Raw genomic sequence first — 13,917 nt, 5'->3', positions numbered from 1 at the left:
ATAATAGGGTTTCTCTCATGATCAAGTCTTTATGGACGGCCAAGACGGGGCTGGAGTCGCAGCAGGTCAAGCTGGACGTGATTTCCAACAACCTGGCCAACGTCTCGACCAACGGCTTCAAGCGCTCTCGCGCGGTGTTCGAAGACCTGCTGTACCAGAACGTGCGTCAGCCCGGTGCCCAGTCTTCGGTGGTCGACACGCTGCCTTCGGGTATGCAGGTGGGTACTGGTGTGCGTCCGGTCGCTACCGAACGGTTACATACGCAAGGCGGATTGCAGAACACCGAGAACTCCCGCGACCTGGCAATCAACGGCAAGGGCTTCTTCGCCGTGCAGATGCCGGACGGCACCACCGGCTATACCCGCGATGGCAGTTTCCAGGTCAACGAAAACGGCCAGCTGGTGACCGCCGGCGGCTATCCGGTCGATCCGCCGATCGTGATTCCGCAGAATGCGCTGTCGATCAGCGTGAGCCAGGACGGTGCCGTCTCCGTTACTCAACCCGGCACGTCGCAGAGCAACGAAGTCGGGCAGATGATGCTCTCTACCTTCATCAATCCGACCGGGCTTCAGAGCATCGGCCAGAACCTGTATCTGGAGACCGATGCGTCGGGGCCGCGTACCGATCTCAACCCGGGGCTGGATGGTGCCGGCAAGCTTTATCAGGGCTATGTCGAAACCTCCAACGTCAACGTGGTGGAGGAGATGGTCAGCATGATCGAGACGCAGCGTGCCTACGAGATCAACAGCAAGGCCGTCGAAACATCCGATCAGATGCTGCAGCGTCTGACCCAGCTATAACCGAGGAAGACGCGTGTCGCCGAACCTGGAACTAGGCCCGATGTGGCGCAGGATGATGATGTTGGTCGGCCTCTCTCTGGCGCTGATCGTCTCCGGCTGCGCCCAGATTCCCCGCCACTCTGTGGTCGAGGATTCGGCGCCGGTGGAGATACCTTCGACGCCGCCGGTGCAGGCCAACGGTTCGATCTATCAGGCCAGATTCGGCTTTCAGCCGCTATTCGAGGACCGCCGCCCGCGTCAGGTCGGCGACATCATCACCATCGTGCTCGATGAACAGGTCAGTGCCAGCAAGAATTCGGCGGCCAATGCGACCCGCAATGGCTCTACCTCTTTTACACCGACGACGGTGCCTGATGCGCTCGATTTTCTCGAAAAGTACGGTACCGACCTCGAAGGCGAGAATGTCTTCAACGGTTCGGGCGGCGCCAACGCCAACAACACCTTCACCGGCACCATTACCGTGACCGTCTACGATCTGCTGGCCAACGGCAATCTCAAGGTGCGTGGCGAGAAGCAGATCGCGATCAATCAGGGCACCGAGTACATCCGGTTCTCCGGCGTGGTCAATCCTCGAGCGATCAGCGGGGCCAACACCGTGCAGTCGACCCAGGTGGCCGATGCCCGCATCGAATATATCGGTGATGGCTATATCAACGAAGCGCAGACCATGGGTTGGCTGCAGCGCTTTTTCCTCAACATTTCGCCTTTCTGATGCCTATGTCTCGTTCGTTCCCGTCGCCGGATCCGCGCTGCCCGTCACGTCGATCACCGCTGGCGACAATCCTGCTGCTGTTGGCGGTCCTGCTGTTCAGCGTGAGTGCCCAGGCGCAGCGTATTCAGGATCTCGCCAACTTTTCCGGCGTGCGTGACAACCCGCTGGTCGGCTACGGCTTGGTCGTTGGCCTGGACGGTACCGGTGACCAGACCACGCAGGCACCGTTTACCGGTCAGAGCGTCACCAACCTGCTGTCGCAGCTGGGCGTTACGATCCCCGCGGGCACCAACATGCAGCTGCGCAACGTGGCGGCGGTCATGGTCACCGCCAAGCTGCCACCGTTCTCGCGTCAGGGGCAGGAGATCGATGTCACCGTCTCATCGGTCGGCAATGCCGATAGCATTCGTGGCGGGACGCTTTTGATGACGCCGCTGAAGGGGGCCGACGGCCGTGTCTATGCGCTGGCCCAGGGCAACGTCTATGTCGGTGGTGCCGGCGCCGAGGCCGCAGGCAGCAGCGTGTCCGTCAATCATCTGGCGGCGGGCCGCATTCCGGGCGGGGGGCTGGTCGAGCAGGAAGTCCCGATGCGCCTGGGCGACGCCAACGGTACGCTGGATCTGTTCCTCAAGGATTCCGATTTCGAGAACGCCCGGCGGATGGTGGCGGCAATCAATCAGGAGTTCGGTGCGCCGGTGGCCGCCGCGCTCGACGGTCGCACGGTCCAGCTAAAGTTGCCGGGCAATGACAATGATCGGGTCAACTTCCTGGCGCGAGTACAGGGCGTGAACGTCACCACCGAACGCGGCCCGGCCAAGGTCATCCTCAATGCGCGTACCGGCTCGGTGGTACTGTCCGATACCGTGACGCTCAATCGTGCCGCCGTGGCTCACGGCAACCTGTCGATCGTTATCGATTCCAATCCGCAGGTCAGCCAGCCCAACGCGCTGTCCGGCGGAAATACCGTGGTCGTGCCCAATGCCGATATCACCGTGCAGCAGGAGGGCGGCGCATTGCAGATAGTTCAGACCAGCGCCGACCTGATGGAGGTGGTCAATGCCTTGAACGCGCTGGGGGCATCGCCGCAGGATCTGATGTCGATTCTGCAGGCGTTGAAGTCGGCCGGCTCGCTCAATGCCGAACTGGATATCATCTGATGGCGATGAGCAACGATCTCTCGGGGCAGTTCGCGCTCGATGTCCATAGCGTACAGAAACTCAAGTACAGCGCTGCCAACTCGCCGCAGGGCAGTCTCAAGGAGGCTTCGCGTCAGTTCGAGGCGATCTTCCTGCAGATGATGCTCAAGAGCATGCGCGACGCCAGTCCCAAATCCGGACTGCTGGAGAGCCATCAGATGGACATGATGCGCTCGATGCAGGATCAGCAATGGGCGCAGCAGCTCGCGGGCAAGGGCCTGGGGCTCGCCGATCAGCTGGTTCAGCAGCTCGAAGGCAGCGGGCTGCCGGGCACCGCGGCGCTTCCGGGAGCCAGCACGGCCGACGACAGCTCGGCGCTGATTGCCGGTATCCCGAGAGGGACGCCGCGCCTGCTGCATGGCGGTCTGCGTACGCCCGGATTTGTGCCGAACGCTTCGGAACGCGCCTCGGCCGGCTTCGAGTCCGACGCGCTCGGCTCGGCGGCGACCGCCGCGAACTCCACACCTTCAGCGTCGGCGACGAGCGAATCCGACGATCGCCCGGCTCACGTTCGCGCTTTCCTGGACAGTCTGGCCGGGCCCGCCCAGCAGGCCGAGCAGTCATCGGGTGTGCCCGCCGAGCTGATCCTCGCTCAGGCCGCACTCGAAACCGGCTGGGGCCAGCGCGAGATCCCCACCGCCAATGGCGGCAACAGTCATAACCTTTTCGGCATCAAGGCCGGCCAGTCCTGGCAGGGCGCCACCACCGAGATCACCACCACCGAGTATGTCGCCGGGCGGCCGATCAAGATGGCCGATCGCTTCCGGGTCTATGACTCCTATGCCGAGGCGTTCGCCGATTACGCCAAGCTGATTGGTGACAATCCGCGTTATCAGGGCGTGGTCGCGGCGGCGTCGCCCGACGTGGCAGCGCAGGCATTGCAGCAGGGCGGCTATGCCACCGATCCGCGTTACGCCGACAAACTTCGCGGGATCATGGCGCAGCTGGGTACGCTCGAATCCTCGGCAGGTAGCGATCGGTTGGCCGCGTCCAGCCGCGTCAATAACCCTTTCGGCCCCGACGCACTGCCCACTGCCATCTTCTGATCGGCGGTAACAATTCGTTGCGAAATCACGCCTTGGAAGGTTCAAGAAGTGACGGGCGCCGCCGATAAAAATCATGACCTTGCATGGACATCGCCCGGATTGACTCGGCGTTTCACGGGAAAGCGATATGAGCCTGTATTCTATTGGCCTTAGTGGTTTGAGCGCAGCGCAGAACGCGCTGTCGACCACCAGCAATAACATCAGCAACGTCTATACCGACGGCTACAGCCGCCAGTTGACGCTGCTGGGACAGAATGGCAGTGGCGATGCGGCCGGCGGTTCCGGTGTCAGCGTCGACGGCATTCAACGTCAGTACAATGGCTATATCAGCTCGCAGCTCAATCAGGTCAACAGCCAGCAGTCGGCGCTGGAAACCTATCAAAGCCAGGTCAACCAGGTCGACGACCTGTTGGCAGATAGCGATTCCGGTCTGACCACGCTGATGCAGGGCTTCTTTTCCAGCGTCGAGGATCTGACCGGCGCGCCTGCGGATGCGGCGGCGCGAGAGGGCGTGTTGGGCAGCTCGCGCAGCATGGTGGCTCAGTTTCGCGCCTATGACAGCTATCTTGGCGATATGCGCGAGGGCATCAATGGCCAGATCGGCGACGTGGTCACCCAGGTCAACAACCTGAGCGATCAGATCGCCGGTCTCAACAAGCAGGTCACGCTGGCGCGGGCGCGAAGCGGCGAAGAGCCCAACGCGCTGCTGGACCAGCGCGACAAGCTGGTCAGCGACCTCGGCGAGCTGGTCGATGTCAACGTCCAGGTCCAGGATGGCTCGACCTATCAGGTGTCGCTGTCCAACGGGATGCCGCTGGTCGCCGGTAACAAGTCGTTCGATCTCGTCGCGGTCAAGAACAGCGATGACCCCTCCAGCGTCACGATCGCCTACGAGGATGGCGCCGGCTCGCAGTCGCCGCTCAAGGAGTCGGTCATCAAGGGTGGCGAGCTGGGCGGGCTGATGAGCTTTCGCCGCGAAACGCTGGATAACGCCCAGAACCAGCTCGGCCAGTTGGCGGTGACCCTGGCATCAAGTTTCAACGCGCAGCATGAAGCCGGCGTCGATCTCAACGGTGATGAGGGCGAGGCGTTCTTCGATATCGGCAGTCCCACCATCGTCAGCCGTTCGACCAATAACGGCAGTGGTTCGATGTCCGCCGAATATAGCGATATCAGCCAACTGACATCGGATGATTATCGCCTGACCTATCAGGCCAATGGCTCCTATTCGGTCGAAAATCTGAGTAGCGGCGATACCAGTACTGTCTCTCCAGAGGATGGCACGTTATCCGTTGGCGGGGTAACGCTGACACTCAAGGGTAACCCGGCCGAGGGGGATGTCTTCACGCTGCAGCCCACCCGCAACGCGGCCGCCGGATTCGATGTGGCGTTGAGCGATACCAGCAAGATCGCCGCCGCCGATGGTGACAGCGGTGGCAGCGGCGACAACCGCAACGCCTTGGCGCTGCTGGACCTGCAGAATCAGAAGCTGGTGGGTGGCAGTGCCACGCTCAGCGGCGGCTATGCCGCGATGGTCAGCGATGTCGGCAACCGTGCCGCGATCACCCAGGCCAACCTCACCACGCAAGAGGGGCTGAGCGATCAGCTCTACGCCTATCAGCAGGCCGACTCCGGCGTGAATCTGGACGAGGAGTACGCCAACCTGATGCAGTATCAGCAGTACTACTCGGCCAACGCCAAGATCATCGAAGCGGGTTCGACCATCCTGGATACGATCTTGAATCTGCGCGCTTAAAAAGCCGCCGAACGTCGTGATTGTGAAGCGTCGTTATTGAACAGCTATTGATCGCGCCTTTTATCGTGGCGCCATCGAGGCATCATCGAGGAGAGTGCCGTGCGTGTCAGCACCGTAATGATGTTCGAGCGCAGTGTCAGCTCGATGAACCGCCAGCAGAGCGCCTTCATGGACGTCGGCGAACAGATCGCGTCCGGTAAGCGCGTCGTGCGTCCGTCCGATGACCCGCAGGCCGCCTCGCGTGCCGTCGGCGTCTCGCAGTCGCTGGCCAGCAATAGCCAGCAGAGCGATAGCCGCGTGACCGTGCGTAACTCCCTGAGCCAGGAGGAGAGCGTTCTCAATAGCGTTTCCGACTCCCTGACCCGGGCCAAGGAGCTGATGGTTCAAGCCGGCAACGGTACGCTGAGTGATGCCGACCGGCAGTCGATGTCCACGGAGTTGCGTGGCGTCTACGAGGCACTGCTGGGCCAGGCGAACTCCACCGACGGTAACGGCAGCCATCTCTTCGGTGGCTATCAGGATGGGGCCGCACCGTTCGTCAAGGATGCCTCCGGCGCGGTGCAGTACGAAGGTTCCGACCAGGTGCGTCAGCAGAAGGTCGACTCCTCGCGGCTGATGGAAGTGGGCAATACCGGCACCGACGTCTTCCAGACCGTCGCTGCCGGGTCCGGTTATGTGGCCAAGGCCGACGCGGGTAATGCCGGCAGCCTCACCTTCACTGGCCCGCAGGTCACCGACACCACCGCCGATGGCTATGGCGACAGCTACGCCATCTCGTTCGGTGACAACGGTGACGGGACGTTCGAGTATACGATCAGTGGTGGCCCTGAAGATGGCACAACGGGCACCTATGACGGCTCCAGCGCCACGCTGGAATTCGGTGGTGTCCGTCTGACGCTGGAAGGCGCGCCCGAGGACGGCGACTCGCTCGCGGTGGGTACGGCGCAGAGCATGGATCCGGACGTCTTCACTACCTTCGAGAACATGCTCTCGGCGCTGGAGAATCCGCTCGATTCCGACGCCGACAAAGCGGCTTTCGCCAATACGCTGTCGACCTCCAGTCGGGAGATGGACAACGCGCTGGACAACGTGCTGACCGTGCGTGCATCCGTCGGGGCGCGGCTCAACGAGCTGGACACCCTCGACACCGTGGGTAGCGACCGTAAAATCAGCTACACCCAGACCCAGAGCGATCTGATCGATCTGGATTACACCACCGCCATTTCCGACTACGTGCTACGTCAGGTAGGGTTGCAGGCGTCGCAGAAAGCCTTCGTCGATCTACAGGGGACCTCGCTGTTCGATCTGATGTGAGATTCGGTGTCCATGTTAGGCGGGCCAGGCCGGGGTCGATCGGTGGGCACGACACGAGAGAGGGGCGTATCCATCCGGATGCGCCTCTCTTTTTCGTTCGAGTGTCATGCAACGCGAATGGGTCGAAAAACGTCAGGGTCGAAGCACGTCAGGGATCGAAAAGCGCGGGCTGACGCGAAACCGAATGTCGATGCCGGGCTTTACCCTCGAATCACCCAGCCACCGAGTCAGGACGAGCCGGCCATCTGCTCGATCATGCCCTGCATGAAACGGAGCTGCGTATTGAACAGGTCGCTCCAGAAACCACCCAGATCCGGAATCAAGGCAGTGATAAGCACCAGGCCAGCGGTCAAGGTCATGGGAAAGCCCACCGAGAAGATCGACAGCTGAGGCGAGGCGCGGTTGAGAATCCCCAGCGAAAGATTGATCAGCAGCAGAGCGGTGATGATGGGGATAGCCATCAGCAGGCCGGAAGAGAAGATCGTGCCGCCCCAGCGGGCCAGCGTCTCGGCGAAGCTGGCATCGATCGAGGTCGACCCGATCGGCAACATCTCGAACGTCCAGGCCAGGATTTCGATGGTGACCAGATGCCCGTTCATGGCCAGGAACATCAGCAGCGTCACCACCTCCAGCAGGCGTGACAGCACCATCGTGTTGGTGCCGGCATCCGGCTGATAGAACGTGGCGAACCCCAGCCCCATCTGCATGCTGATGAATTCACCGGCCGTCTGTACCACGGCGATCATCACCCGCAGTACCAGCCCCATGGCAACGCCGATCAGGATCTGTTGCAGCATCAGACCGAAACTTTCCAGCGAAAACAGCGGAATCCCCGGCATCGGCGGCAGCGTCGGAGCAATGGCGATGGCAATGCTGGCACCAAACAGCGCCTTGACCGGGGTCGGCACGCTGGGAAGGCTCCATAGCGGCGAGGCCATGAAGAAGGCAAGAATGCGCACCGTGGGCCAGAAGAACAGCTGAAGCCAGCCCAGCCACTGGGCGGAAGTGATGTCGATCATCGCGGGCGTTGCCGCCTCAGCTCACCATCATGGGAATATTCTGCAGCAGCTCCCGGGTGAAATTGACCAGCAGCTGAATCATCCACGCTCCCGACACGATCAACATGGCGAAGACGCCCAGGATCTTGGGAATGAACGACAGCGTCATTTCGTTGATCTGGGTCGCGGCCTGAAACAGGCTGACCAGCAGGCCGATCAGGAGCGCGGTCAGCAGCAGCGGGGCGGCCATCATCAGGGTCACTTTCATGCCCTGATAGGCCATGCTCATTACCATTTCCGGGGACACTGTTCACCTCCGTGCGATGGCGGCCAACCCACGACGCCGCCAGCCGTTCAAGAAAGATAGAAGCTCTGGGTCAGCGAGCCGATCAGCAGCTGCCAGCCGTCGACGAGGACGAACAGCATCAGCTTGAAGGGCAGGGAAATCGTCGCCGGTGGCACCATCATCATCCCCAGTGCCATCAGCACACTGGCGACGACCAGATCGATGATCAGAAACGGAATGAAGATCGTGAAGCCGATCTGGAACGCCGTCTTCAGTTCGCTGGTCACGTAAGCGGGAACCAGGATGCGCATCGGCACGTCTTCCGGGCCCTGCATCTCACCGACATCGGCAATCCGGGCGAACATCGCCAGATCGGCCTGGCGCGTCTGCGCGAACATGAACTCGCGAAAGGGTTGGCTACCCCGGTCGAGGGCTTCCTCCAGCGAGATCTGTTCGGCCGAGAACGGTTGCCAAGCCTCGTCATACACCCGGTCCAGCACCGGCGACATGATGAAGAAGGTCAGGAACAGGGCGAGCCCCAGCAGCACCTGGGTGGGCGGCGCGGACGGCGTGGCCATGGCGGTGCGCAACAGGCCCAGCACGATGATGATCCGGGTGAAGCAGGTCATCATCAGCAGCATCGCCGGCAGAAAGGCGAGCGACGACAGAAATAGCAGCGTCTGCAGGCTCAACGACCAGCGTTGCCCACCGTCCGGCATCGGTTCACTGATGATGCCCGGGAGCGCCTGTGCGAGAGTCCCGTGACTGGCCGTCAACGCTGTTAGTGCCACCAGCGTCACGACCAGGCCACGGCATTGACGATAGCCCCGTCTCGCCGCGGCGATGCGCGTAGCCATGATGCCGGCGGGCGGGGCGGCGACCACTGCGCCGAAGATGGCCATCAGGAGTCGACCCCGCCACCGTCCCGCGAGCTCCGGCGCTTCAGGGAGTCTCGTGCGTTGTGCTTGAGCGCCTGCCCGAAACGGCTGGCGAATGAGCCGGGCAGCGGTGACGCCGCGGGGTCTACGGCGGGCGGGGTAGGCGGATCCATGCTATCCAGCCTGGTCACCTGGCCGCCGCCGACACCCAGCACCAGCCAGCGATCGGCGACCTCGACGATCACCACGCGCTCGCGTTGGCCCACGGGCGTGCTCGCCACGACCCGCAGATGTTGCGTTCCTGCGCGACGATTGGGCCCCAGGCGCTTCAGCAGCCAGGCGCAACCCAGGATGATCGCGATGACCACGAGCAACGAGATGGCCGTCTTGCCGATCATCAGCAGACCGATCCCTTCACCGCCCGCGTGGGCTGCCTGCTGGAAGGTGTCGTCTTTCATCGATTCAGTTTTTGGACGCGTTCGGACGGCGTGATGATCTCGGTGATGCGGATGCCGTACTTGTCCTCCACCACGACCACTTCGCCCTGGGCGATGAGATAGCCGTTGATCAGAATGTCCATCGGCTCACCGGCCAACCCATCCAGTTCCACCACTGAACCCTGGGCCAGCTCCAGCAGCTGCTTGATGGTGATGCGCGTTCGTCCCAGTTCCACCGACAGCTTGACCGGGATATCCATGACGACGCCCAGATCCCGCGTCTGGCGCGCGTTGTCGCTGCCTTGATCGAAGGACTGGAACACGCCGATATCGGCGGCTCGGGACTCGCCTGAGTTCGCGGTGGCGGTAGGCTGGGCAGGTCCCTTGGGCGCGGCCTTGTGAGCGTTGGACTCGGCGGCTTTGGACTCGACGGCGTTGGGCTCGGTGGCTTCAGGCTCGACGCCCTGTTCCGCCATGGCTGCCGCCCAGAGATCTTCGGCATCTTCCTGGCTTGCGTTATCGGAAGCTCCCTGCTGGGATCCCGGTTTTTGATCGTCACTCATTGTCAAAGTCCTTCATGGCGGAGTACGTACCATGGTCGATAAGATGCTTCACCCGCAGGGCGCGCTGGCCATGCCGGGTACCGTATTCACAGGCCATGACCGGAACGCCGTCGACGCGCACGCCGAGAGTCTTGGGGAGATCGATGGGCAGAATGTCGCCGACTTCCAGTGCCAGCACGTCACCGATGGTGGAAGGTATCTCGGCGAAATCGGCGATCAGTTCGACCTGGGTTTGCTTGATCTCGCCGGCCATCCGCGACTCCCACTGGGTGTCGTCGCTGTCCAGGGCGCCGATCGGACTGGATAGAATGTCCCGGATCGGCTCGATCATGGAAAACGGAATACAGATATTGAAGTCGCTGGCCAGGTTGCCGACCTCGAGATGGAACGTGCTGTTGACGACGATCTCGTTGGGCGAATTGGTGATATTGGCAAAACGGACCTGCATCTCCGAGCGCATGTAGTCGATCTCCAGCGGATAGATCGATTTCCAGGCGTCCTCGTAGCCCTCCAGCGCCAAGGACATCAGGCGCTGAATGATGCGCTGCTCGGTGGCGGTGAATTCCCGGCCATCGGATTTGGTCAGGAATCGACCGTCGCCGCCGAACAGGTTATCCACCACCATGAATACCAGGCCCGGCGGAAACACCAGCAGAGCGGTGCCCTTCAGCGGCTTCAGGCTGATCAGGTTGAGATTGGTGGGCACCGGCAGATTGCGCGCGAATTCGCTGTAGCTCTGATAGCGCACGCCGGACACGGTGATGTCGGCGCTGCGTCGTATCAGGTTGAACAGCGCCATCCGAAAGAGACGCGCGAAACGCTCGTTGATGATGTCCAGCGCCTGCAGTCGCTCGCGAATGACCCGGTGCTGGTTGGCCGGGTCGAACGGTCGGGTTTGACGGCCGCTCTGGGAATCGTCGGCCGGCTTGTCGTCGTCGCCGCCGCTGACCCCGTTGAGAAGGGCGTCGATCTCTTCCTGCGACAGTAAATCGTCTTGGGACATGATTGGCCTGGCGTCCGCTTACTGCACGATGAAATCGGAAAACAGCACGTCATCGATGGATAACTGGGGCTGCGGCGTGGTGATCGGCTCGTCGAACAGACCGAGAATCTGCTGCTTTATCCGGGTCTTGCCTTCGGGCTTGATCAGCTCTTCCGCACTCTTGCCGGAAAGCAGCATCAGCAGCCGGCTGCGGACTTCCGGCATGTGCTGCTCGAGGAAATCACGGGTTCGTTGGTCGTCGACGCGCAGTGAGAGACCCACGTAGAGCAGACGATCACCGTAATCGCTCTGCAGATTGACCGTGAACGGCTGGATGGTGACGAAGATCGGCACCGGCGGTTCGACCGGCTCGTCCTCGACGACGTCGGTGGTATCGCTGCCACCGCGGGCATCGAGATAGAAATAGACGGCGACCGAGCTGGCTACCGCCAGCAGAACGATCAATAGTCCCACCAACATCAGGGTTCGGCTTTTACGGGGTGCGGACATTGCTTCTGCCATTACGGATCATCTCGGAAAGTTGCTGCGGATTATGCGGGGCGAGGGCTCGTGACGATCGCTGGAAAAGACGCCTTGCGACTTGCCAACTTCCCCTTTCATGCCCCGGAATCGAACATGCCCCGGAATCGAAAGGGGAGGCATGGGTTGCCAATGCCGTCGCATAGCGTAGTGATGGCGTGATGTCGCGGCGAACGTTCGCCAATCGCCACCCGTATTATCGGCAGCGCCGGCTAGGCATAAAGGCTGATATTGCCATTCGACCTGAGGTCGACCTGACGGAGAACGGACTCGTCGCCGGTATCGATGGGCGCGGCGGTCAGCAGTGCGCCGCCGGGAACCGAAGCGCCTCGCCGCCGATCATCGCCGGAAGACTGATCCTGAAACTGGTTTTGCTGAAATAACCCCTGATCACCGACCATCGCTTCACCCAAGGCGATGCCGCTATCGGCCAACGCCTGGCGAAGCTGGGGGATCGCCGCCTCGACCGCCGCCCGGACCGGCGCATGAGCCGAGAGGATTTGGAGCTGGGCCTGTTGATCCTGAACCGTCAACGTGACACTCAGCGGCCCCAGATCCTGAGGGTGAAGTCTCAGCGACATCTGTTGATCACCGCGCTGATGCATCTGCAGCACCTGCTGGCCGAAAGAGGCCGGCCACTGGGGCGACTGAACGGCGGTGGTGATGGCGGCCGGCGCTGCCGATGCCGCCGGAGTGGAAGCGCCGGTGGCATTCGAGAGCGAGGCGGTCAGGCTGGCCAGTGAACCGGGATCGGGACGATCGCCGGGTGACGCGCCCGAATTCAGATTGCCGAAGTCGCGATTGCTCGCCAACGTCGCATCGAGCCTGTCACCCGCGGTCAAATCGCCCTGCGGCATGGGCTGACCCGATGACGTGCCAGTGCCCGGCGCGAGATTACCCGGAACGAGATTGCCCGGCACGAGGTTGCCCAGTGATCCCGGCTTGCCGTCGAGATCCGACGAGGCGTCCCCGGTTGCGGCCTGGGAACCGGCGTTGACGCGAGTCGATGCGCCCGGCTGCTGGCTCGCCGCAGCCAGTACCTTCTGGGCGATGCTCGCGAGCTCGCCGGCATGGCCTGTGGGCGCCCCCAACCCGGTCCGCTGGAGCGCGGCCTGGGTTGCGGTCGATCCGCCAGCGGTATTGCCGACGCCGTTCGGCATCGAACCCGCCGATGTCATGTTCAGGGGCAGGGCGGCGAAGAGCGCGGCAAGCCCCTGGGCGTCGGGCGCTGGCGAATCATCGTCGGCCGCCGCGGTATCGGATGCTGTGTTACCACTCTCTTTGCCGCCTGCCAGCTTTTCGAGCGCGGCGTGAAGCCCGGCCATGTCGCCCGTCTCGAGCGACTGCAGAATTTGCTGCGCGTCCGTGGAGGCCGGGTCGAATCCCTGAGAGCCGCCCTGCGCCTGCCGTGATTCCTGCGTCGTTCGCGAGGTCGCCACGTCCGCCGAAGAGGGCGCTGTCGTCTTCTCTCCAATGGACGTCTGGCCTGAGGGCGTCTGGTCATTGGACGCCTGGCTCGTGTCCGGCTGCGAACTCGCGCCCGATGTTGATATTGTCGAGGAATGCGGCGCTGGATTCTCGCTGCTGGCGACGGAACGTTGCGGCTTTTCGGCGTTCGCCGTGCGCTGCATGACGTCGGCGAACGGCGCGTTGGCCGAGTTCGAGGATGCACTGCTCCGGGCGTCGGTGTTTCGCGCCGAAGAGGAGGACGTCGCAGCGGTAAGAGAGGAGAGTTCCATGGACGATGGCGCCAGAGTGATTATCGTTAAGTTTTTCGATGCAGAGTGGCACCGGACACGAGAACCGGAACCCGTCTTGCGAACAGCCGGCTACCGATGCGCGCCATCTTGTTGACGACGACGCAACTGCGCTGCCATCTCGTCGCTGTGGCGCTGCTCATGGCGTGACAGCTGGTGGGCCGCTTCGCTCTGCCGTCGGCTATGCAGCGTTTCGTAGGCGTTGAGCTTGCGATGCTCGCCCTGCCAGTGCTGTTTGCCGTTCTCGACACGCGATTGCTGCTCGCCGAGCCGGCGCTGCTGCTGCTCGATCGCGTTATCCAGCGAGCCGATGAACTGCTGATAGTCGCGCCACTGGCTGGAAGAGACGCCTTGCGTCAGGCTGTCGTGCAGCTTGCGCTGATACTCGTCGCGATAGCGCTGAAGCTGAGCCAGCTGATCCTGAGCCTCCTGCTGCTGGCGCTGCAGGTGGCCAAGAGTCTCGACGGCCTTGTCGCTGCTGCGCTGCGCAAGATCTCGAAGCATCTGCATGGCGGGTCTGTTGGCCAAGACGTCACCTCCTGTTCATACCGTGAGTGCGGTGAAGCCCGATACCGTTGGGATCTTTCACCGGTTGCCATTGTGACCGCCCGGGCGGCGTGGCAAACGCTCGAGAAACGCTAGAAAAGGCGAC

Annotated in this window: 16 protein-coding genes; 7 read left to right on the top strand and 9 right to left on the bottom strand. The window is 62.4% G+C overall.

Going from position 1 to position 13,917, the window contains the following annotated elements:
• The first annotated feature begins 17 nt into the window (after positions 1 to 17).
• From flgG to flgL, 6 genes are all read left to right on the top strand, one after another.
• The gene (gene flgG, locus DOM58_RS04100) at positions 18 to 800 is read left to right on the top strand and encodes a flagellar basal-body rod protein FlgG (protein WP_075562367.1); all 783 of its coding nucleotides are present in this window, start codon (positions 18 to 20) and stop codon (positions 798 to 800) included.
• Positions 801 to 840: 40 nt separating this feature from the next.
• The gene (locus DOM58_RS04095) at positions 841 to 1,512 is read left to right on the top strand and encodes a flagellar basal body L-ring protein FlgH (RefSeq protein WP_075562366.1); all 672 of its coding nucleotides are present in this window, start codon (positions 841 to 843) and stop codon (positions 1,510 to 1,512) included.
• A gap of 5 nt (positions 1,513 to 1,517) precedes the next feature.
• Positions 1,518 to 2,669: a flagellar basal body P-ring protein FlgI gene (locus DOM58_RS04090; protein WP_110691850.1), complete on the top strand. Its 1,152-nt coding sequence runs from the start codon at positions 1,518 to 1,520 to the stop codon at positions 2,667 to 2,669.
• Positions 2,669 to 3,754, top strand: coding sequence for a flagellar assembly peptidoglycan hydrolase FlgJ (gene flgJ / locus DOM58_RS04085; protein WP_075562364.1), 1,086 nt, complete (start codon positions 2,669 to 2,671; stop codon positions 3,752 to 3,754). Before DOM58_RS04090 ends, flgJ begins: the two co-directional genes overlap by 1 nt.
• 127 nt (positions 3,755 to 3,881) lie before the next feature.
• Complete coding sequence (gene flgK / locus DOM58_RS04080) at positions 3,882 to 5,510, top strand: flagellar hook-associated protein FlgK (RefSeq protein ID WP_110691849.1); 1,629 nt, start codon at positions 3,882 to 3,884, stop codon at positions 5,508 to 5,510.
• A 99-nt stretch (positions 5,511 to 5,609) separates the two neighbouring features.
• Positions 5,610 to 6,824, top strand: coding sequence for a flagellar hook-associated protein FlgL (gene flgL, locus DOM58_RS04075; protein WP_110691848.1), 1,215 nt, complete (start codon positions 5,610 to 5,612; stop codon positions 6,822 to 6,824).
• Positions 6,825 to 7,051: 227 nt separating this feature from the next.
• Here flgL and fliR read toward each other — a convergent pair whose 3' ends face one another.
• The 8 genes from fliR to DOM58_RS04035 all read right to left on the bottom strand — a co-directional run bounded on the left by fliR (position 7,052) and on the right by DOM58_RS04035 (position 12,947).
• Positions 7,052 to 7,843 (bottom strand): flagellar biosynthetic protein FliR, encoded by a 792-nt coding sequence (gene fliR, locus DOM58_RS04070; protein WP_110691847.1) that lies wholly within the window; start codon positions 7,841 to 7,843, stop codon positions 7,052 to 7,054.
• A 16-nt stretch (positions 7,844 to 7,859) separates the two neighbouring features.
• A complete protein-coding gene (gene fliQ / locus DOM58_RS04065; protein ID WP_075562360.1) occupies positions 7,860 to 8,129 on the bottom strand; it encodes a flagellar biosynthesis protein FliQ in 270 nt (89 codons plus the stop codon).
• A gap of 47 nt (positions 8,130 to 8,176) precedes the next feature.
• A complete protein-coding gene (gene fliP, locus DOM58_RS04060; RefSeq protein WP_245392143.1) occupies positions 8,177 to 9,010 on the bottom strand; it encodes a flagellar type III secretion system pore protein FliP in 834 nt (277 codons plus the stop codon).
• The gene (gene fliO, locus DOM58_RS04055; protein WP_110691846.1) at positions 9,010 to 9,444 is read right to left on the bottom strand and encodes a flagellar biosynthetic protein FliO; all 435 of its coding nucleotides are present in this window, start codon (positions 9,442 to 9,444) and stop codon (positions 9,010 to 9,012) included. Before fliO ends, fliP begins: the two co-directional genes overlap by 1 nt.
• On the bottom strand, positions 9,441 to 9,986 hold the full coding sequence (gene fliN / locus DOM58_RS04050) for a flagellar motor switch protein FliN (RefSeq protein ID WP_110691845.1): 546 nt from the start codon (positions 9,984 to 9,986) through the stop codon (positions 9,441 to 9,443). The genes fliO and fliN overlap by 4 nt, the downstream gene beginning before the upstream one ends.
• Positions 9,979 to 10,989: a flagellar motor switch protein FliM gene (fliM, locus tag DOM58_RS04045; RefSeq protein WP_110691844.1), complete on the bottom strand. Its 1,011-nt coding sequence runs from the start codon at positions 10,987 to 10,989 to the stop codon at positions 9,979 to 9,981. The genes fliN and fliM overlap by 8 nt, the downstream gene beginning before the upstream one ends.
• Positions 10,990 to 11,007: 18 nt before the next feature.
• Positions 11,008 to 11,478, bottom strand: a complete 471-nt coding sequence (fliL, locus tag DOM58_RS04040; RefSeq protein ID WP_245392142.1) for a flagellar basal body-associated protein FliL — start codon at positions 11,476 to 11,478, stop codon at positions 11,008 to 11,010.
• 242 nt (positions 11,479 to 11,720) lie between these two features.
• A complete protein-coding gene (locus DOM58_RS04035) occupies positions 11,721 to 12,947 on the bottom strand; it encodes a flagellar hook-length control protein FliK (RefSeq protein ID WP_157957482.1) in 1,227 nt (408 codons plus the stop codon).
• 64 nt (positions 12,948 to 13,011) lie between these two features.
• Between DOM58_RS04035 and DOM58_RS17430 the strand changes: the two genes are divergently transcribed.
• A complete protein-coding gene (locus tag DOM58_RS17430) occupies positions 13,012 to 13,362 on the top strand; it encodes a hypothetical protein (protein ID WP_157957481.1) in 351 nt (116 codons plus the stop codon).
• Here DOM58_RS17430 and fliJ read toward each other — a convergent pair.
• The gene (gene fliJ / locus DOM58_RS04030; protein ID WP_139313622.1) at positions 13,338 to 13,793 is read right to left on the bottom strand and encodes a flagellar export protein FliJ; all 456 of its coding nucleotides are present in this window, start codon (positions 13,791 to 13,793) and stop codon (positions 13,338 to 13,340) included. The two genes, DOM58_RS17430 and fliJ, sit on opposite strands and share 25 nt — an antisense overlap.
• Between the last annotated feature and the right edge of the window lie 124 nt (positions 13,794 to 13,917).

It is taken from the genome of Salinicola halophyticus (assembly GCF_003206695.1).
GTDB lineage: Bacteria > Pseudomonadota > Gammaproteobacteria > Pseudomonadales > Halomonadaceae > Salinicola > Salinicola halophyticus.
Note: the sequence above shows the minus strand (reverse complement) of the source record. Positions and strands in the feature narration are given on the sequence as shown.

Coding starts and splice junctions, on each gene's coding strand:
- flgG (WP_075562367.1), top strand. CDS start 18: ATGATCAAGTCTTTATGGACGGCCAAGACGGGGCTGGAGTCGCAGCAG.
- DOM58_RS04095 (WP_075562366.1), top strand. CDS start 841: ATGTGGCGCAGGATGATGATGTTGGTCGGCCTCTCTCTGGCGCTGATC.
- DOM58_RS04090 (WP_110691850.1), top strand. CDS start 1,518: ATGTCTCGTTCGTTCCCGTCGCCGGATCCGCGCTGCCCGTCACGTCGA.
- flgJ (WP_075562364.1), top strand. CDS start 2,669: ATGGCGATGAGCAACGATCTCTCGGGGCAGTTCGCGCTCGATGTCCAT.
- flgK (WP_110691849.1), top strand. CDS start 3,882: ATGAGCCTGTATTCTATTGGCCTTAGTGGTTTGAGCGCAGCGCAGAAC.
- fliR (WP_110691847.1), bottom strand. CDS start 7,843: ATGATCGACATCACTTCCGCCCAGTGGCTGGGCTGGCTTCAGCTGTTC.
- fliP (WP_245392143.1), bottom strand. CDS start 9,010: ATGGCCATCTTCGGCGCAGTGGTCGCCGCCCCGCCCGCCGGCATCATG.
- fliO (WP_110691846.1), bottom strand. CDS start 9,444: ATGAAAGACGACACCTTCCAGCAGGCAGCCCACGCGGGCGGTGAAGGG.
- fliN (WP_110691845.1), bottom strand. CDS start 9,986: ATGAGTGACGATCAAAAACCGGGATCCCAGCAGGGAGCTTCCGATAAC.
- fliM (WP_110691844.1), bottom strand. CDS start 10,989: ATGTCCCAAGACGATTTACTGTCGCAGGAAGAGATCGACGCCCTTCTC.
- fliL (WP_245392142.1), bottom strand. CDS start 11,478: ATGTCCGCACCCCGTAAAAGCCGAACCCTGATGTTGGTGGGACTATTG.